The organism is Salinicola sp. CPA57, from assembly GCF_003206035.1.
Taxonomy (GTDB): Bacteria; Pseudomonadota; Gammaproteobacteria; order Pseudomonadales; family Halomonadaceae; genus Salinicola; species Salinicola socius.
Map to the genome: position 1 here is coordinate 152,361 of NZ_PZJR01000016.1, position 17,913 is coordinate 170,273.

Annotated in this window: 18 protein-coding genes; 7 read left to right on the forward strand and 11 right to left on the reverse strand. The window is 63.6% G+C overall.

Features of this window, described 5'->3' with window-relative positions; genetic code table 11:
• Positions 1-111 precede the first annotated feature (111 nt).
• The 8 genes from DOM36_RS17395 to ftsB are packed head-to-tail and all read right to left on the reverse strand — an operon-like array spanning position 112 to position 6,293.
• A complete protein-coding gene (locus DOM36_RS17395) occupies positions 112-1,296 on the reverse strand; it encodes a peptidoglycan DD-metalloendopeptidase family protein (protein WP_110643833.1) in 1,185 nt (394 codons plus the stop codon).
• A 51-nt stretch (positions 1,297-1,347) separates the two neighbouring features.
• Positions 1,348-2,265 carry a DUF368 domain-containing protein gene (locus DOM36_RS17400; protein ID WP_232823907.1) on the reverse strand — a complete coding sequence of 306 codons (918 nt, stop codon included), beginning with the start codon at positions 2,263-2,265 and terminating at the stop codon, positions 1,348-1,350.
• Entirely contained in the window at positions 2,262-2,897 is a 636-nt protein-coding gene (locus DOM36_RS17405) for a protein-L-isoaspartate(D-aspartate) O-methyltransferase (protein ID WP_232823908.1), read from the reverse strand. Before DOM36_RS17405 ends, DOM36_RS17400 begins: the two co-directional genes overlap by 4 nt.
• A 19-nt stretch (positions 2,898-2,916) precedes the next feature.
• Positions 2,917-3,669, reverse strand: coding sequence for a 5'/3'-nucleotidase SurE (surE, locus tag DOM36_RS17410; RefSeq protein ID WP_075571251.1), 753 nt, complete (start codon positions 3,667-3,669; stop codon positions 2,917-2,919).
• Between the two features lie 38 nt (positions 3,670-3,707).
• Positions 3,708-4,769 carry a tRNA pseudouridine(13) synthase TruD gene (locus DOM36_RS17415; protein ID WP_280952809.1) on the reverse strand — a complete coding sequence of 354 codons (1,062 nt, stop codon included), beginning with the start codon at positions 4,767-4,769 and terminating at the stop codon, positions 3,708-3,710.
• Entirely contained in the window at positions 4,766-5,251 is a 486-nt protein-coding gene (gene ispF, locus DOM36_RS17420; protein ID WP_075571252.1) for a 2-C-methyl-D-erythritol 2,4-cyclodiphosphate synthase, read from the reverse strand. The genes DOM36_RS17415 and ispF overlap by 4 nt, the downstream gene beginning before the upstream one ends.
• Entirely contained in the window at positions 5,248-5,973 is a 726-nt protein-coding gene (gene ispD / locus DOM36_RS17425) for a 2-C-methyl-D-erythritol 4-phosphate cytidylyltransferase (protein ID WP_110643835.1), read from the reverse strand. Before ispD ends, ispF begins: the two co-directional genes overlap by 4 nt.
• On the reverse strand, positions 5,970-6,293 hold the full coding sequence (gene ftsB, locus DOM36_RS17430) for a cell division protein FtsB (protein ID WP_075571254.1): 324 nt from the start codon (positions 6,291-6,293) through the stop codon (positions 5,970-5,972). Before ftsB ends, ispD begins: the two co-directional genes overlap by 4 nt.
• A 177-nt stretch (positions 6,294-6,470) precedes the next feature.
• On the opposite strand from ftsB, the gene DOM36_RS17435 reads away from it, so the two are divergent.
• Positions 6,471-6,815, forward strand: coding sequence for a YqfO family protein (locus DOM36_RS17435; RefSeq protein WP_110643836.1), 345 nt, complete (start codon positions 6,471-6,473; stop codon positions 6,813-6,815).
• Positions 6,816-6,828: 13 nt separating this feature from the next.
• Here the strand turns inward: DOM36_RS17435 and DOM36_RS17440 are convergent, their stop codons facing one another.
• On the reverse strand, positions 6,829-7,386 hold the full coding sequence (locus DOM36_RS17440; protein WP_110643837.1) for an NUDIX hydrolase: 558 nt from the start codon (positions 7,384-7,386) through the stop codon (positions 6,829-6,831).
• A gap of 134 nt (positions 7,387-7,520) precedes the next feature.
• On the opposite strand from DOM36_RS17440, the gene DOM36_RS17445 reads away from it, so the two are divergent.
• Both DOM36_RS17445 and DOM36_RS17450 read left to right on the forward strand, forming a co-directional pair.
• Complete coding sequence (locus DOM36_RS17445; protein ID WP_075571257.1) at positions 7,521-8,177, forward strand: CoA pyrophosphatase; 657 nt, start codon at positions 7,521-7,523, stop codon at positions 8,175-8,177.
• Between the two features lie 7 nt (positions 8,178-8,184).
• Complete coding sequence (locus tag DOM36_RS17450) at positions 8,185-8,850, forward strand: 2OG-Fe(II) oxygenase (protein WP_110643838.1); 666 nt, start codon at positions 8,185-8,187, stop codon at positions 8,848-8,850.
• Here DOM36_RS17450 and DOM36_RS17455 read toward each other — a convergent pair.
• Positions 8,847-10,247: an MFS transporter gene (locus DOM36_RS17455; RefSeq protein WP_083941960.1), complete on the reverse strand. Its 1,401-nt coding sequence runs from the start codon at positions 10,245-10,247 to the stop codon at positions 8,847-8,849. The two genes, DOM36_RS17450 and DOM36_RS17455, sit on opposite strands and share 4 nt — an antisense overlap.
• Before the next feature lie 483 nt (positions 10,248-10,730).
• Here DOM36_RS17455 and DOM36_RS17460 point away from each other — a divergent pair, with 483 nt between their 5' ends.
• Positions 10,731-12,020: an MFS transporter gene (locus tag DOM36_RS17460; protein WP_110643839.1), complete on the forward strand. Its 1,290-nt coding sequence runs from the start codon at positions 10,731-10,733 to the stop codon at positions 12,018-12,020.
• A gap of 26 nt (positions 12,021-12,046) precedes the next feature.
• Here the strand turns inward: DOM36_RS17460 and DOM36_RS17465 are convergent, their stop codons facing one another.
• A complete protein-coding gene (locus DOM36_RS17465; RefSeq protein WP_110643840.1) occupies positions 12,047-12,949 on the reverse strand; it encodes a LysR substrate-binding domain-containing protein in 903 nt (300 codons plus the stop codon).
• 292 nt (positions 12,950-13,241) lie between these two features.
• On the opposite strand from DOM36_RS17465, the gene DOM36_RS17470 reads away from it, so the two are divergent.
• From DOM36_RS17470 to DOM36_RS17480, 3 genes are all read left to right on the forward strand, one after another.
• Entirely contained in the window at positions 13,242-14,777 is a 1,536-nt protein-coding gene (locus tag DOM36_RS17470) for an AbgT family transporter (RefSeq protein ID WP_110643841.1), read from the forward strand.
• 61 nt (positions 14,778-14,838) lie between these two features.
• On the forward strand, positions 14,839-16,185 hold the full coding sequence (locus tag DOM36_RS17475; protein ID WP_075571261.1) for an amidohydrolase: 1,347 nt from the start codon (positions 14,839-14,841) through the stop codon (positions 16,183-16,185).
• Between the two features lie 14 nt (positions 16,186-16,199).
• Positions 16,200-17,675, forward strand: coding sequence for a M20 family metallopeptidase (locus tag DOM36_RS17480; RefSeq protein WP_280952810.1), 1,476 nt, complete (start codon positions 16,200-16,202; stop codon positions 17,673-17,675).
• The last annotated feature ends 238 nt before the right edge of the window (positions 17,676-17,913 follow it).

The following is a 17,913-nucleotide window of genomic DNA, read 5'->3' on the forward strand; positions in this document are numbered from 1 at the left end:
CGACGTCGCCCCGTAAGGCAACTACGTTGAGGTCGAGTAATTGGATGCGGCCTTCGATGATGGATTCGGCAAGCCCTTCATCGACAGTCCGAAGACTGTCGATGTAAAAAATCAACGCGCAGGCAGGTATTGCAGTGGGTCTTGAGGTTGTCCGTTCACGCGAACCTCGAAATGTAGCTCGACTTGGTCAGCATCCGTCTGACCCATCGTCGCTATCGTTTCTCCGGCCTCAACGACATCGTTTTCCTTCACTTTCAACGCGTCGTTGTGAGCGTAAGCACTCAAGAAGCGATCATTGTGCTTGAGGATGATGAGGTTGCCATATCCCCGCACACCGTCGCCGGCATACACCACAATCCCTGGTCCGGCTGCTTTGACAGGTTGCCCCTTTTGACCGGCAATATCAATGCCGGGAGTTATGTTCGAATCATCCTGGAATTTGCCGACCACCTGACCACTGGCCGGCCACTGCCAAGGCACGTTTTCGACCGGCTTGTAGGTTCTATCGGAACGGTCTGGCGCCCCGCTGGGCTCGCCCGCGACCTCGGTACCCGCATCGTTTCCTGCCGCCGTCTTCGTGTTGCTCCGGTTCATGGAAGCAGAAGACGATGACGATTCGGTGTCAGTTGGCGTCGAACCGGACGCCACTTGCGAGCTGCTGGACTGACCCGCGCCGGCGTTGGCGTTTGCCGTAGAAGAACTCTGCTGCGAGCCGCTGCTCGCCTCATTCCGAGCGACGTTCCGGGTAGCGCTCGACGTGCCGCTCTGGTCATTGCCCTGCGCGTAGACCGGTCCCGGGTTCGAAGAGGACGCGCCGGTGGTGCCCTTCCCTCCATTCTGCGACGCGTCTTGCGCGCTTCCCGCTGCCGCGCTTCCGCCTGAGGGCAGCAACCAGGAGGGGTTGTCACCGTCGGCCGCCGCGGACTGCGCCTGATTGACACCGCTACCCGCAGCGCCCAGCCCCGTCGCGGTCACTCCGCCGCCACTACTGGCAACGGTTTGGCCGGCGTCGATAGTCGCCCCGGCTTTCAGCCTGAGTTGCTGGCCCGGCTCCAGACGATAGGGAGGCGAAATGCCGTTGAGCTGCGCAAGATCACGGAAATCGACCCGGTTCTGCCAGGCAATGCCGTAGATCGTATCGCCACTCTTGACGGTGTAGCTGGAGTTCGTCGTGCTGTTGCGGCTGACGGAGAGATCCTGCACCTGAGGCCGGCCGCTCGAAGTCGAGCAGGCGCTCAACCCCACGGCGAAGACGGGGAGAAGCCCCAGTAACAGTGCAGTTCGACGTTTACTCATAAGAAAATTCCTTTTTCGTGACGGACAGCGAACAGCAGCCGATGAACCGTGTCATGACGCCTCCCGGCGCTCTCCCAGACACATTACCACCACAATGCCGGCGAGGATCAACACGCCGGCCAGCAGCCACTGTGAGGGCTGACCGGTGATCGCCGCGTACTCCGAAGGCATCAGATAGTGGTATGCAAGAGCTACCTGCTGGCCATCGGCTCCCATGCGGTAGCTCGCTATCTGACGCCAGGGCCAGAGTTGCGGCAAGGAACCCAGAATGAAACCGACGATCGCCATCAGCGTGATCGCATGATAATGACGCAACAACCAGGACAGCAGCCGGGAAAAGGTGAAGAGACCCAGGAGACAGCCAGCCCCAAAGACGGCTATCAGGCCGACATCGAAACTCTTGATGCCGCTCATCACCGTGCCGTAGAGCCCCATCACCAGCAGCAGAAAGCTGCCCGACACGCCCGGCAACAGCATCGCACTGATGGCGATGGCACCCGCGACAAAGAGCGTCGCGTCGCCGGCTCGGCTCATGTCCGGCAACAGGTGCGGCAAGAACGCCGCAACGACCAACCCCATCAGCACCGGGAGCAGGTAACGCCAGCGCCAATGGCCGACCTGTCGCATGACCACCCAGGCCGACGCCAACACCAATCCGAAGAAGAACGCGTTGAGCGGCAATTGATGATGCGCCATCAACCAGGTCACCAGATGGGCAACCGTCACCAGGCTGAGCCCGATCCCCACCACCAGCGGCACCAGAAAGCGCAGGTTGAGGTAGCTCACCAGTCCGGTCAAACCCTGCTGACGCCAGACGCCGAAGGCGCCCGGCCCGAAGCGTTTGATGGTCTCGATCAGCTCCTGATAGATACCCACGATCAGGGCGATGGTGCCCCCCGAGACGCCCGGCACGGCATCTGCCGCACCCATTCCCATACCCTTCAATACGGTTTTCGCGATGCGCTTCAACGAATGACTCCCTCAAGCAATGGTACGAAACGCACCTCTTCGAGACGCTGATGATCGAATGCCAGACCACGCCGGCGGACCCGCGTCAGCCACTGACGTCCTTCGCTGTCCGCCAGTGGCGCAATCAGTACCCCGCCGTCACGCAGTTGCCTCAACAGCGGCTGGGGCAGCTCACTGGCGCAGGCGGTCAGCAATACGACGTCGAACGGCGCCGCCTGCGGCCAGCCCATGCCACCATCGGCGTGGCGTAGATTGACGTTGTGCGCGCCCAGACGCTTCAGGCGCTGCCGAGCCCGAGACTGCAGCGCCGCGATACGCTCCACGCTCCAGACGCTCCTGACCAGACGCGACAGAATCAACGTCTGGTAGCCGGAGCCAGTGCCGATCTCCAGCACGCGCTGCGGCTCGGCCAGAGCCACCAATTCACTCATCCGCGCCACGATCCAGGGCTGAGACAGGGTCTGTCCCAACCCCAGTGGCAGAGACGTGTCTTCATAGGCACGGTGCGCCAACGCCTCGTCGAGAAACAGATGGCGCGGTTCGGCCGCCATCATTTCCAGCACGCGAGCATGGCGGATTCCGCCTGCCGCCAGACGTTCGACCATGCGATTGCGTGTTCGTTGCGACGTCATGCCGACGCCGCTCAGCTCTTCAGGCGTGTGACAGTCCATCCAGCCAGCCCTGTACGTCGTTTAGCGTCTCGTGACGGGTCAGATCGGTTTGCAGCGGCGTGATCGAGACGAAGCCCGCCTCGATCGCCGCGAAATCGGTATCGGGACCGTCATCGGCATTTTCCGAGACCGCCGCGATCCAGTAGCGGTCACGCCCGCGTGGATCCTTGACGTGTATCGGCTGCGAAGCCGGACCGCGATACCCCAGACGCGTCACCCGGAAGCCGCGAATGTCGCCCCACGGCAGATCCGGCACGTTGACATTGAGCAGACTGCGAGGCGGCAGCGACAGCGCCTCCGCCGCGCCGACGAGACTCGCTGCAACGCGTCCGGCGGTCTCGAAGTGGCGCTGCCCGCAGAGCGAAATGGCCACTGCTGCCATGCCTAGATTGCGTCCTTCCATGGCCGCCGCGACGGTGCCCGAGTAGAGCACGTCGTCACCCAGGTTGCCGCCATGATTGATCCCGGAGATCACCAGATCGGGTTTCTCTTCCCACACGCCGTTGACACCCAGATAGACGCAGTCAGCCGGCGTGCCGTCGACGCTGTAGAACCCATTGTCCAGTGCGGTCAACGCCAACGGTCGTGTCAGCGTCAGCGAATTGCTGGCACCGCTCATGTCACGATCCGGCGCCACCACTCGCAGCCGCGAGTAGCTTTCGAGAGCTCGCGCCAGAGCCCTCAATCCTGGAGCATGGACGCCGTCGTCGTTGGACAACAACAGTCTGCGCATCTCTTGATCCTCATGATGAGTTGCCGAAATCGGCGGCGTCAGATCAGCGACGGATGCTGAAACAGCTCTCGCAGCACCGACGTGGCAAAGGCACCTCGCGGTAACGAGAAGGAGAGCCAGACCGCATCATCCGCGGCTTCCCAGCTGGCGTCGGCAAGCCGCAGCCGAAGCGACCTCCGATCCTGACGTACCCCGGCCTGGATGAGACCGTCAGCCAATTCGGCAAAGCCGGTCGCGATGGCCGTTTCCCGCCCGGCGACGTCGGCAAGGCTCTCCAGCCGGCCCTTTCCCCACAGCGGCCCGGTCGGATGCAGGTCACCGGCCTGCGCTCTGGCCAGCAGCTGCTGATCGATCGTCTCGCAGGCAAAGCGGCTCGCGGTGCCATCCAGATTCAGTACGTCGCCAGGCTGCGGCACGCACCAGCTGCCATCGGCTACCCGAGCCGACAGCACCGCGTTGAAAAGATAGCTGCGCGCCGTGGATAACAGCAGCCCCTGCGGATCCTGGCGTTTGCGCCAGCCACGAGCCAGCAGCTGGCGGGCGCGATGCAGATTGCGTCCGGCGGGGCCAAAACGCTGCGGGCCGAAATAGTTGGGCACGCCGTCGGCAACCAGTCGATCCCAGCGCTCTCGCGTAGCCGAAGAGGCAATCGCTTCGCCCTGGATTCTAAGACGGAACCGATTGGCCCGATGCACGCCGCGTTTCAGCTTACGCGGATGCCGAACCGCTTCGAGACACTCGACATGGCGCTCGGCCAGCCCCGCCTTCCAGCCCGGCGGCGGTTCGCGACCGGGCAGCGCCAGCGAGAACCACTGACGCGTGACCGCATCGCGATCCTTGAGACCACTGAAACCCACGTCCCGCACCGGGATGTCGACCGCCCGAGCCAGCAGACGCGCCAGATCCGGCGTGGTCGACCCGCGCTTTTCCAGCCACAGCCACAGATGCTCGCCCTGCCCTTCCGGCGTGAAATCGAACTGCTCCTCGACCTGGAAATCCTCGGCCCGCTGGCGATAGTCACCGGCGACGGTCGGCATGCCCGCGACGTAGCACCAGTTCGGCGGCCACGAATCGACGGTTGGCGGCGCCGGATCGCTCATTCGCCGCTCGCGATCAGCAGCGCCACCGCTTCCGCGGCGATACCTTCACCACGCCCGGTGAAGCCGAGGCGCTCGGTCGTCGTCGCCTTGACGTTGACCGCGCCCAGCTCGACGTCAAGATCGGCCGCGATCGTCTCGCGCATCCCCGGAATCCATTCGGCCATGCGCGGCGCCTGTGCCATCAGCGTGGCATCGAGATTGCCGATTCGATAGCCGGCGTCATGCACCAGCCCGACGACGTGGCGCAGCAGCGCCCGACTGTCGGCACCTTTCCAGGCCGGGTCGGTATCCGGAAAGTGACGACCGATGTCGCCCAGCGCACAGGCGCCCAGCAACGCATCGCTGACGGCATGTAAAAGCACGTCGCCGTCGGAGTGGGCGACGAAACCGCGATCGAACGGCAAGCGGACCCCGCCAATCATCAGATGGTCGCCGTCACCGAAGCGGTGCACGTCGAAACCATGTCCGATTCTGACACTCATGCTTCCACTCCTTGCCCGCCGACATGCGTTGCCGATTCCCGCTGCACGGCCAGAATTCGTGCGGCCATGGCCAGATCCTCGGGATGGGTGATCTTGAGATTGTCGCGGCTACCGGCGACGAGTCTGGGTGCCAGCCCCATGGCTTCGATCGCCGAGGCTTCATCGGTCACCGTCATGCCGGTGGCCAGCGCCGCGTCGAGCGCCTGACGGAGTAGATCGAAGCGGAATACCTGCGGCGTCAGCGCGTGCCAGAGACCATCGCGCGGTTCGGTGTGGCTGACGCGACCGCGGGCGTCGGCGCGCTTCATGGTATCGGCCGCCGGCGTCGCCAGCAGCGCGCCGATCGCCTCGTCTTCGAGCGCTTCGCGCAGCGCCTGCAGATCCTGGAGCCGCACGCAGGGTCGGGCGGCGTCATGCACCAGCACCCAATCGTCGTCCGCCGCCTGCTCCACCAGTGTCGACAGCGCACGGCCTACCGTGTCGGCACGTTCATCACCGCCGCCGACACGCTGCCACGCCTCGAAAGGCACGTCCGCAGGATCGAAATACTCGTCGTCGGGGTCGAGACACAGCCGCAGAACGGCCTCGGGAAACGCCTGATGCAGGCGCTCGAGCGTGCGGGCCAGCACGCTTTTTCCCTGGAGCATCAGGTATTGCTTGGGGCGGTCGGCCTGCATGCGCTGGCCACGCCCGGCGGCAGGTACGATCAACCATAGCGTCATGGCTGCACGACTCCCGTACGGGCGGCGGGTCCATCACCGGAATCGTCGACACCGGGCACCCAGAAGAACTGCTCGTCCTGGCGAACCATGCCGATATCGCTGCGCGCGCGCTCCTCGATGGCATCGAGACCGTTCTTGAGATCGACGACCTCGGCGGCCAGACGATCATTGCGCGCCTTGAGCGTATCGGTATTACCCTCCAGGGTATCGGCGCGCGCCTGGATGTCGTTGAATTCTCGAATGCCGCCCTCGCCGAACCAAAGCCGGTACTGCATCAGCCCCAGCATGACAACCAGTACTACAATGACCCATTTCCACATCGCCAAGGCTTCCGGTCGGCACGTTTCATTTCGAACAGTTCTTCCTGAACAGTTTCGTTCCAGACAGCGCACCTACCCGGAAAAAGGGAGGCAGGCCCGCTGTCGGAGCGGGCTCATTATGCCATCATCGCCGCACGCGGCCCACCGTCACGACAGAATCCGAATCGGAGGATCCTCATGTACAAACTGGCGTTCTTCGTTCCCGAATCCCACCTGGAAAGCGTCAAATCCGCGGTCTTCGCCAGCGGTGCCGGCCGCATCGGGGATTACGAGGCGTGCTGTTTCCAGCTGCGCGGCCAGGGCCAGTTTCGGCCACTCGCAGGGGCGCAGCCGCACATCGGTGCCGCCGGCAGGCTGGAAAGTGTCGAAGAGTATCGGGTCGAACTGGTCTGCGCGGACGATCGAATCCGCGCGGCGATCGCAGCGTTGATCGATGCGCACCCCTACGAGGAGCCGGCCTTCGACGTCTGGCCGCTGAGCAGTCTGGCGTCGCTGCCGAAAGGCCGATTCGACGAGCGCTGATGGCCGGCCGCGCTCAAGCGGAACCGAAAAAGCGTTCGCGTTCTTCCTGGCCAATCTGGCTAAGGTGCAGTTCGAAAGTGCCCCGACGGCGATCGTCGAAGAAGTGTCGCAGCGTGCGCTCGATGGTCGGAAACGCGAGTTCATCCCACGGAATCTGCGACTCTTCGAACAGCTCGACCTCGAGACTTTCCGGGCCGGCCGCGAAATCGCCATCGAGATCACCGAGAAAAATCATGTAGACCTGATTGATGTGCGGCAAACTGATCAGGGTATACAGTGTCGGATCGTCGACGACAGCGCGAGCCTCCTCGCGAGTCTCCCTCAGCGCGGCCTCCTGGACGGTTTCGGCGTTTTCCATGAAACCCGCCGGCAGGGTCCAGAACCCCTTGCGCGGCGAAATGGCGCGTCGACACAACAGGATACGCTCTCCGGCGACCGGTAGCGTACCAGCCACGATGCGCGGATTCTGGTAATGGACGGTGCCACAGGCATCACACAGAAACCGGGGACGATCGTCACCATCGGGAATCGCAAAACGCACGGTATGGCCGCAGTGGCTACAGTAATTCATAGAGTCTCGGTTCAGAGCGCCTCGGTTTCACGGGAGCGGGATTCGAGATTTCGCGGGAGCCGCCGGTCGCCGTGGATCGGCACGCCGGACCGTTCAAGGTCGAAAGCCAGGGTCGAAAGCTAGAGTCAAAATGCATGTTAGAGAAAGTCCGTGAACGCCTGCAAGCACATCGCCCGCGTCGTTTGAACAATGCCTATCCTCAGGCGGCGGTTCTGCTACCCATCGTCGCTCGGCCCGAGCCCACGCTGCTGTTCACCCAGCGCACGGCTCATCTCTCCCAGCACGCCGGACAGGTCGCCTTTCCGGGGGGCAAGCGTGAGCCCGAGGATATCGATCTGCTCGCCACTGCGCTGCGGGAAACGCAGGAGGAGATCGCCCTCGCACCCGCGCAGGTCGAGATCATCGGCCGGCTGAGTGACGTCATCTCGCTCTACGGTCTGCGTGTGACGCCATACGTCGGGCTGATCGCCCCCGATCTGTCGCTGGTGGCCGAGCCGGGGGAAATCGAGACGATCTTCGAGGTACCGCTGCGTCTTTTCATCGATGATCGCCGCAGCCACACCGATGTCATCCCCGTCGACGACCGGTCCTGGTATGTTCCCAGTTACCCTTTCGAGGGCCGCGTGATCTGGGGATTGTCGGCCATGATGCTGGTCGAGCTGCTGGCCGTCGGGTTCGAAAGCGACATCGCGCTGGACCGCAAACCCGAGCAGGGAGAGCTGCGCTATCACCCGCAGCGCCGGCGCCAGACCGCGGCGCGTTCCGACCAATCCGGCAAGGTTCTCAAGTGAGGGCTTCATGACACCTCGAGATGCCCATCACGCCTTCTGGGACAGTACCCAACTACCCGCGTTGATCGACGGGCTGGTAGAGCGCGGCTGGTATGTCGGCGAGCGCTTTCTCGGTGCCGGACTATGTCAGGAGTTGCTGGACGAACTGCAGCTGTTGCATCAGCGGGCGGCGCTTCAGGAAGCAGCCATCGGTCGCGGGGACGAACGCACGCTGAGGCGCGACATTCGCGGCGACGCCATCCACTGGCTGGATCGGGAGAGCCTGGCGCAACGGCGTTACCTCGCGCTGATGAGCGAACTCCAGCAGCAGATCAACCTCGCGCTCTACGCCGGACTGTTCGAATTCGAGGCTCACTTCGCCCACTATCCGCCCGGGGCGTTCTACCGCAAGCACTACGACAGCTTTCGCGGTCGCGCCAATCGCATCATTTCGACGGTGCTTTACCTCAACCCGGACTGGCCGGTCGACGGTGGCGGTGAAATGGTGCTCTACGACGAACACGAGACCGAACGCGAGGTGGCGCGCGTTCCCCCCGACGCCGGGACCTTTGCCTGCTTTCTCTCTGATCGCATTCCGCATGAAGTGCTGCCGACTCGACAGCCTCGCGTCAGTATCGCCGGTTGGTTCCGGCGCAATGCTTCATTGGGCGGGGTGATCGACCCGGCGGCCTAATCGGTCGCCGAGGTCCGATGGCTGGGATTGTCTCGTCTTTGCGCCAGGGGCGTCGCGGCGTCGCCGGCCCCGTCGCTCCTGGTGTCGTTCTCCCTATCATCGGGGAGCGCCGTTTCCACATCCGGCACCACCTGCGACAGATCTTCCAGATGCTCGTGCTCGATCGCGCCCTGTACCAGCTCGTCGGTCACGCTGAGCTCGGCGCCCACGACCGTTTGATGGGGATTGGAAGTGAATGGTGCCATCGGCATCGGCGCCGGACGCCGACTCCGGCGCCAGACGAAAAATGCCACCAGCACCGCGCCCAGCCCTGACAGCGCCACGAACAACCCGGCGTCGCCGACATGAATCATCAACGGCGTGATCAGCGGCGGACTGAGCGTCGCACCCAGCGCATTGATCAACAGCAGACCCTGACTCATTCGCACCAGCGCGCCGGCCGGCGCACGGTCGGCGGCATGGCTTACCGCCACCGGATAGAGTGCAAACACGCCACCGCCCACCAGAAACAGCATGGCCGCCAGCACGCCAGGCAGATCCGGCAACAGCAACACCCCGCCGCACAATAGCGCCAGGACTCCACCAATCAGAATCAGCACGATCTGACGGTCGTGCCGATCCGACCAGCGACCGATGGGGTATTGCAGCAGCATGCCGCCAAGAATCACGATCGCCATCATTTCACCGATCTGCTGCACCTCGAAACCGCTGCGCTGCAGGTAGAGCGGCAGCAGGCTGTAGATCGCCGATACTGCCAGTCCCGAACCGAAACAGCCCATCACGCCGGTCGGCGTCACCGTGATCAGCCGCCAGGGCGACAGCGGTTCGGCGTGCTCGATCAACGGCGAGACCCGCGGGATCATGCCCAGCGGCAGCACCGACAGCGACGCCAGCATGGCGATGATCATGAACGGCTGGCTGGCACCGGCATGGTCCGCCACGCCCAGCAGCAGCTGCCCGATGACCCCGGCGCCGTAGAGCGCGATCATGTACAGCGCCAGCAGCCGGCCTCGCACTCGCGTATCGGCGGCGGTCAGCAGCCAGCTCTCGATGACCAGATAGACGCCCAGCGTCGCCCAGCCGCCGATCAGGCGCAGCGTGAACCACAGCTCGGCGTTGAGCCATAGCCCTTGCAGCAGCACGGTGACTGCCACCAGCGACGCGAAGCAGGCATAGGCGCGGATATGGCCGATCCGCAGCAGCAGCCGATCGTTGAACAACGCCCCGATGGCCAGCCCGATATAGTAGGCCGCCGAAACCCAGCCGATGGTGGTGACCGACTCACCGGCCGCATCCAGGCGCAGGGTAATCAGCGAGGCCAGAAAGCCGTTACCGATACCCAGGATGAAAAGACCGAGTAGCGGTGCCAGCGCCATGGAAAGCAACTGCCGGGACATAAGGCCAAGAACCTCGAACGTGCAAATCGAATAAGGCCGGCGACCCGTGCGTGAGGCACCGCGCCGACAGTTCCATTCGAGTCGGCGATGGATCACATCGACTCGAACGATCAGGAAAGCGTGTGAGTGCTCGCAGACTCGGTGATGGCGTTGGCTCTCGCCAGGGAGGCAACGTCATGAAGCCAGCAGCGAGCGCACTATACGCCCGGTGTTGCGCCAAAAGAAGCCAGAAAAACGTCGTTAAAATAGGTCATTGCGCCGTTTTGGCGCAACGGCGGGATCACCATTACCGGTGGTTATTCAAAGCACCTGATTGACAAACGAAAATTACCGTCAACATCGCGTCGAACACCGTAATACCAACCACGTCGCCACCAACGAAGGGTGGCCGCCAGCGGCTTTTTGTCACATAACGGCGTATGCTTGGCCATTAGCACGCTAATCCGTCCGTTCTTCCCTTCCCTGCCTCACGCCCAGGACACCATGCCCGCAGACGCTTCCGCCAGTCCCGACAGCCCCGTTTATCGCCAGCCCGGTTTCGTCCCCTTTCTTGCCTCCCGTCTCTGCGCGGTCTTCGCCATGCAGATCCAGGCGATCGTGGTGGCGTGGCAGGTCTACGACATCACCCACGATCCGCTGACACTGGGCTATGTTGGCCTGGCGCAGTTTCTACCGATGGTCCTGCTGCTGCTGCCGGCCGGCGACGTGGTCGACCGCTTCGATCGCAAGCGGATCCTGCAACTCAGTTGGGCCGCGCAGGCACTCTGCAGCGTGTTGCTGATTCTGCTATCGCTGGAGCAGCCCGATTCGCCGCTACCGTTCTACGCGGTGCTGGTGCTGTTCGGCGCCGCCCGCGCCTTCACCGGGCCCACGCTGCAGAGTCTGCTGCCGCAGATCGTGCCGCGCGATCAGTTGGGCAAGGCGATCGCCGTCAACTCGTCGATCATGAAGATCGGGGTCATCGGCGGCCCGATGCTGGGCGGGCTGCTTTACGCCTTCGGCCCGACGCTGACCTACAGCGTCAACCTGGCCTGCTTCCTGGTCGCCCAACTGGCGCTGGCCGGCGTGCCGGTACGCTATGCCTTCGAGCGCGTCCAGACCGACGATACCGCCTGGCAGCGTTTTACCGCCGGCATTCATTACATCCGCAACAAGCCGGTGATTCTCGGGGTCATCTCGCTGGATCTGTTCGCCGTGCTGTTCGGAGGGATCGTTGCGCTGCTGCCGGTCTACGCCCATGAAATTCTGCATGTCGGCCCGGAGGGGCTCGGCGCGCTTCGCAGCTCGATCGCCATCGGCGCGTTTCTGATGGGACTCTATCTCGGCGTTCGCGCCATCAAGCGCCATGCCGGCATGATCATGTTCGCCGCGGTGGCGGTGTTCGGCATCGCCAACCTGGTGTTCGCCCTCTCCCACTGGTTCTGGCTCTCGTTCGGCGCCCTGCTGATCGCGGGTGCCGCCGACATGATCAGCGTCTACGTGCGCCTGACGCTGTTGCAGCTCGCGACACCAGACGAGATGCGCGGCCGGGTCAACGCCGTCAACATGCTGTTCATCGGTGCCTCCAATGAACTCGGGGAGTTCGAATCCGGCGTCACGGCGTCGTGGTTCGGCACCGTGCCCGCAGCTGTCATCGGCTCGGTCGGTACATTGGCGATCGTCGGGATATGGATGTGGAGCTTCCCGGTGCTGAGGCACGTCGATCGTCTCGACGGCGTCGAAGAAGAGCCGCCAGCCCCGTCACGTCCCGAACCCGCCGGCAAGTCGGCGTGATTCGATGAAAAGACCGGCAAACGCCATCACGCGTCCCGGCTTGCGTACTCGAACAGCTTGGCCAGCCGCGCTGCCACCGGCGTCAGCGGTACGCCACGGCGTTTGATCATGTGAAAGGTCGCCAGCGGCAGCGGGTCATCCAGGGTCAGCTCCATCAGTTCGCCCATGCCATGCTGCGCGGTCATCTGCGAGGCAAACGCACCGACCATCTCGCTGTGCTGGATCAGATTGAGCGAAGTGGTGAACGAGTCGCACACCACGCTCACCTGATCACGCGAGAAACCGTGACGTTCCAGGGTGTCGGCGAGATCCGCGTAATAGCCGCTTCGTGCCGTTGGCAGCACCCAGTCGCAGTCGATCAACTCCTTCAACCGGGTGGCGCCCGCTCTGGGATGGTCCCGTCGCAGGACCACGACGAAGGGCGTCGAGAAAAGCGGTAGCGCCTCGAGATCGCTATCGAGCACGCCGCTGGAGAGCGTATTGATCGAGAAGTCCAGCTCACCGTCGCGCAACCCCGCCACCATCGATGACAACTGGCCTTCGATCACCCGTAGCCTGACGTTGGGCAGTTCCCGCCGGAAGCGCGCGACGACCTGTGGCAGCAGCGTGCGCGCGACCGTGGCCGAAGCCCCCATCACGATCTGCCCGCGCAGCACCCCATTCAACTGCTCGACGTTCTCCCGCGCCCGGCGCAGTTCCTCGATGATCAGATGCGCGTGTTGATCGAACGCTCGCCCGGAGTCGGTCAGCGTCACGCCCTGGGAAGTGCGCACCAGCAGCGCCGCGCCCAATCCCTCTTCCAGCTCGCGAATCGCCTTGGTCAGCCCCGGTTGGGACAGCCCCAGCTCACGCGCTGCCGCACGAATACTGCCGCGGCGCGACACCTCGACGAAGGCCCGAATCTGGTGGAGCTTGATCGGATACTGCATACGGCGACTCCCACTGCGCGATCACCGCAGGTTATCACCAAAAAGTAATCGACATCTTTTGCGAATCTCGAGCCGGCTCTACTGTTGACGAGTCGACGCCACCAGACTCCCGACTTCAGCCCCGGGTTTCCGGATCCAGATCTTCAGTCTGACGTTCTGAAGACGATGACGACGACATGCTCGAGGTCCAGACGCCACAACACAATCGATCGTCGGCTCCGAGCGCGGCAATAGCGCGATATAACATTCGATCGGCTCATCCGATCTACAACAACCGACTCAGGAGTTCCCCATGGAAGCGACCGCGTCCCGTGACGCCGCTCGCCCGCGGCTGTCGATCCGGCTGCTGAACGCCATCGAGCGTTTCGGCAACCGGCTTCCCGACCCCTTCATGATCTTCGTCATGCTGGCTGCCGCCGTGCTGGTGGCATCGGTGTTGTTTGCCCTCGCCGGCGCCACTGTCGAACATCCCGGCAGCGGCGAGGTAGAGGCAATTCGCAGCCTGGTCTCCGCCGAGGGTATCCAGTTCATTCTCGACTCGATGCTCGATAACTTCACCGGCTTCGCGCCGCTCGGGCTGGTGTTGTCGATGATGCTGGGTATCGGCCTGGCCGAAAAGCTGGGGCTGCTGGAGACGCTGGTGCGCCACACCATTCTTTCGGCACCCAAACGGCTGGTGACTTACACCGTGGCGTTTACCGGGATCATGATGAACGTCGCCTCCGACGCCTCGCTGATCCTGCTGCCGCCGCTGGCCGCCATGGTCTATCACTCCCTCGGCCGCCATCCGATCGCCGGCCTGGCGCTGGGATTCGCCAGCGCCGGCGCGGGCTTCACCGCCAACCTGCTGATCGTCGGTACCGATGCGCTGCTGTCGGGCATTTCCACCGAAGCGGCGCGCATCGTCAGTCCCGACATCGTGGTGACGCCCGTGGACAACTGGTACTTCAACTGTGTCTCCGTGTTCGTGCTCACCATCGTGGCCGCCGTCGTCACCGAGCGTGTCATCGAACCGCGCCTCGGCACCTATCAGGGCGACGTCGAGCAGGTCGAAAGCAGCGAGCCGGCAAATGCCCGCCGCGGTCTTCGCAACGCCGGCATTGCCGCGCTGATCTACGTCGCTGCCATCGCGACACTCCTCTTCTGGCCGAACTCGCCGCTGCGCGGCCCCGATGGCGAGCTGATTCCGTCGCCGTTCCTGAGCGGCATCATTCCGATCATCCTGTTCTTCTTCATCACGGTCAGCGTGACCTGGGGCATCACCGTCGGCCGCATCAAGCGCTCGCGCGACGTGTCCGAGAACATGGCAGAGGCGATGCGCGATCTGGGCAGCTACATCGTGCTGATCTTCGCCGCCTCGCAGTTCATCGCCTGGTTCAACTGGACCCACATCGGCACCTGGATCGCGGTCAACGGTGCCGACCTGCTGACCGCCATGGACTTCACCGGGTTCCCGGTCATCCTCTGCTACATCGTCTTCACGGCCTTCATGAATCTGCTGATCTTCAGCGGCTCGGCCAAATGGGCGCTGGAGGCACCGGTATTCGTACCGATGTTCATGCAGCTCGGCTATCACCCCGCCTTCGTCCAGGTCGCCTACCGCATCGCCGACTCCTCGACCAACATCATCTCGCCGCTCAATCCCTACATGATCGTCGTGCTCACCTTCATCCGGAAATACGACAAGAACGCCGGGCTCGGCACGCTGATGTCGCTGATGCTGCCCTACACCCTGGCATTTCTGAGCATCTGGATTCTTCTTCTGACGGCGTTCTACCTGCTGGGGCTGCCCTACGGCCCGGGTATCACCACCTATCTGCCCTCTTGAGGCGACAGGACACGACTGTGGGCAAGCGCATCAAGACACCCAACACGCGGAGAACATCACAATGAATACCGTGACCAAACCCGAGCTGACGGCAGCGGTCGAGGCCCTGATACCGCAGTTGACCCAGTGGCGACGGGATTTCCATCGCCATGCCGAGTCCGGCTGGGTCGAATTCCGAACGGCCTCTCTCGTTGCGGAAGAGCTGGACCGGCTCGGCTATGGCGTCAGCGTCGGCCGCGACGTGATCGACGCCGACAGTCGCATGGGCGTACCCGAGCCGGAAGTGATGGCCCGGGCACTCGAGCGCGCCCGCGACCAGGGCGCCGTCGAACGCTGGCTGCCGGCCCTCGCCGGCGGCTACACCGGTGTGGTAGCGGAATGGGATACCGGCCGCCCGGGGCCGACATTGGCCTATCGCGTCGATCTCGATGCGCTCGATCTCGATGAGTCCAGTGACAACGACCACCGGCCCAGCCGGGAGGGATTCGCCTCCTGCAACGCCGGCATGATGCATGCCTGTGGCCATGACGGTCATACCACCATCGGCCTCGGCCTGGCGCGTCTGTTCGTCGATCTGACGCCGCAATTGTGCGGTCGAATCAAGCTGATCTTCCAGCCCGCGGAAGAGGGCGTACGCGGCGCCCGGTCGATGGTCGAAGCCGGCGTGCTCGATGACGTGGATATCTTCATCGCCACCCATATCGGCACCGGCGTGGCCAAGGGAACGGTCGTCTGCGGTCATAACGGCTATCTCGCCACCACCAAGCTCGATGTCACTTTCACCGGCGTGCCCGCCCATGCCGGTGCCAACCCGGAGGCCGGCAACAATGCGCTGCTGGCCGCGGCCCAGGCGGCGCTTGGCCTGCATGCCATTCCGCGCCACAGCGCCGGCGCCTCGCGCATCAACGTCGGCGTGCTCAATGCTGGCAGCGGCCGCAACGTGGTGCCCGGCACGGCCACGCTCAAGCTCGAAACGCGGGGAGAAACCAGCGCGATCGATGCCGAGATGCAGCGCCGGGCACGGAATGTTTTGCACGGCGCCGCGGCGATGCAGGGCGTCGAGATGGCGTACAGCCTTGCCGGCGAAGCGCGCAACTGCGAACCGAGCCCGGCGCTGGTCGAGTTCATTCGGGGGCATATCGCCGAGCTCCCCGGGATCGACACCGTGATCCCCATCGAGAATCGTCCTTCCGGCTCCGAAGACGCCACGACCATGATGCAGCGCGTGCGGGAACGTGGGGGGCTGGCCACCTACATGGTATTCGGTACCGAGCTCGCTGCCGGCCACCACCATCAGCGTTTCGATTTCGACGAAGACGTGCTGCCGCTGGCCATTCGCACCCTGGCCTATCTGGCACTGCAGGCAGACGACCCGGCCCTTCACCGCCGACCTTCCGAGACGCTTTAAGGAAAAAGTTTTTCATGGATATGAATGCGACTGACGATACGATCCGACAACTCGACACCCTGATCGAGAGCAAGCGCGATCGCTTCATCGATTACGCCAATCAGGTATGGGAGCTCGCCGAGACCCGTTTCGAAGAAACCCGCTCTGCAGCGACGCTAAGCGACGCACTGGAAGCCGAGGGTTTTCGGGTCGAGCGCGGCATCGCCGGCATCGATACCGCCTTCGTTGCCAGCTACGGCAGTGGCAAGCCGGTCATTGCCCTGCTTGGCGAGTACGACGCCCTGGCCGGACTCAGTCAGCGCGGCGAAGCGAGCGATGCGGAGCCGCTAATTCCCGATGGCAATGGCCATGGCTGTGGCCACAATCTGCTGGGCGTCGCCGCGCTCGCCGGCGCCGTCGGCGTGCGCGACTATCTCGAGGAACGGCGCTCGAAACAGGGTCTCGCCGGCACGATCCGCTTCTACGGCTGCCCGGGTGAGGAAGGCGGTTCCGGCAAGACCTTCATGGTACGCGAAGGCGCCTTCGACGATGTCGATGCTGTCCTGACCTGGCATCCGCAGGCGTTCAACGCCATCTTCTCGACCCCGACGCTGGCCAATATCCAGGCCTACTTCCGCTTCAAGGGCACCTCGGCCCACGCTGCCAACTCGCCTCATCTCGGCCGCAGCGCGCTGGACGCCGTGGAGCTGATGAACGTCGGCGCCAACTATCTGCGCGAGCACATCGTGCCGGATGCGCGCCTGCACTACTCGATCACTCGCACCGGCGGTGCCTCGCCCAACGTCGTCCAGGCCGATGCCGAGGTACTCTACCTGATGCGCGCCCGGCGCATGGGCGACGTTCAGGCGATCTTCGAGCGTGTCCAGAAGATCGCCGAGGGCGCGGCGCTGATGACCGGAACCACCGTCGAAATGGAGTTCGACAAGGCATGCTCCGGCTATCGCCCCAATCGCACCCTGGAAAAGCTGATGCAGTCACGGTTCGAGGCGTTCGGAGCCCCGCATCACGATGACAAGGAAAAGGCTTACGCCGAGCGAATCCATTCGACGGTCAGCGCCGATGACCTGCGCACCACCTACGCCAACATCGTCAGCGCCGGCGGAGCAGCCGCCGAAGTGTATGTCGATGGGCTCGAAGGCAAGGCTCTGGTCGACGATATCGCCCCCTACAGCGCCAGCGACGCACTGATGTATGGATCCACCGATGTCGGCGACGTCAGTTGGGTGGTGCCGACGGCTCAGTGCTATGTCAACTGCTTTGCGCTGGGCACTCCCCTGCATACCTGGCAGGTCGTCGCGCAAGGCCGCAGTTCCCTGGGCCACAAGGGCATGCTACAGGCCGCCAAGGTGATGGCCGGTACTGCCGTTGCGCTGATGCAGAACCCGGCTGCCTTGGCCGAGGCCCGAGAGGAGCTGGACAAGGCCACGCAACGCGAGCCCTATCGCTGCCCGATTCCCGACGATGTCACGCCCTCGCCGCTGAAAGGGTGACAGGAGACGACGAGGAGCATAATGGCGGAAAACCTCGAGACGGCATGACCAGATAACGCCGTCTCTTCGACGACAGAGACGTTTTCATGAATGCCGACACGCTCGAAAACTCGATACGCTGCTAATACTTCGTAGCAAAAGAACCATTCTTGTCGCCTGCCCCGTCCAACCCCGAAGCTAAGCCCGTGAAACCTAGGCCAAAGGCCAAGCGCGATCGCCCCCTAATGAAGCGGTCCGC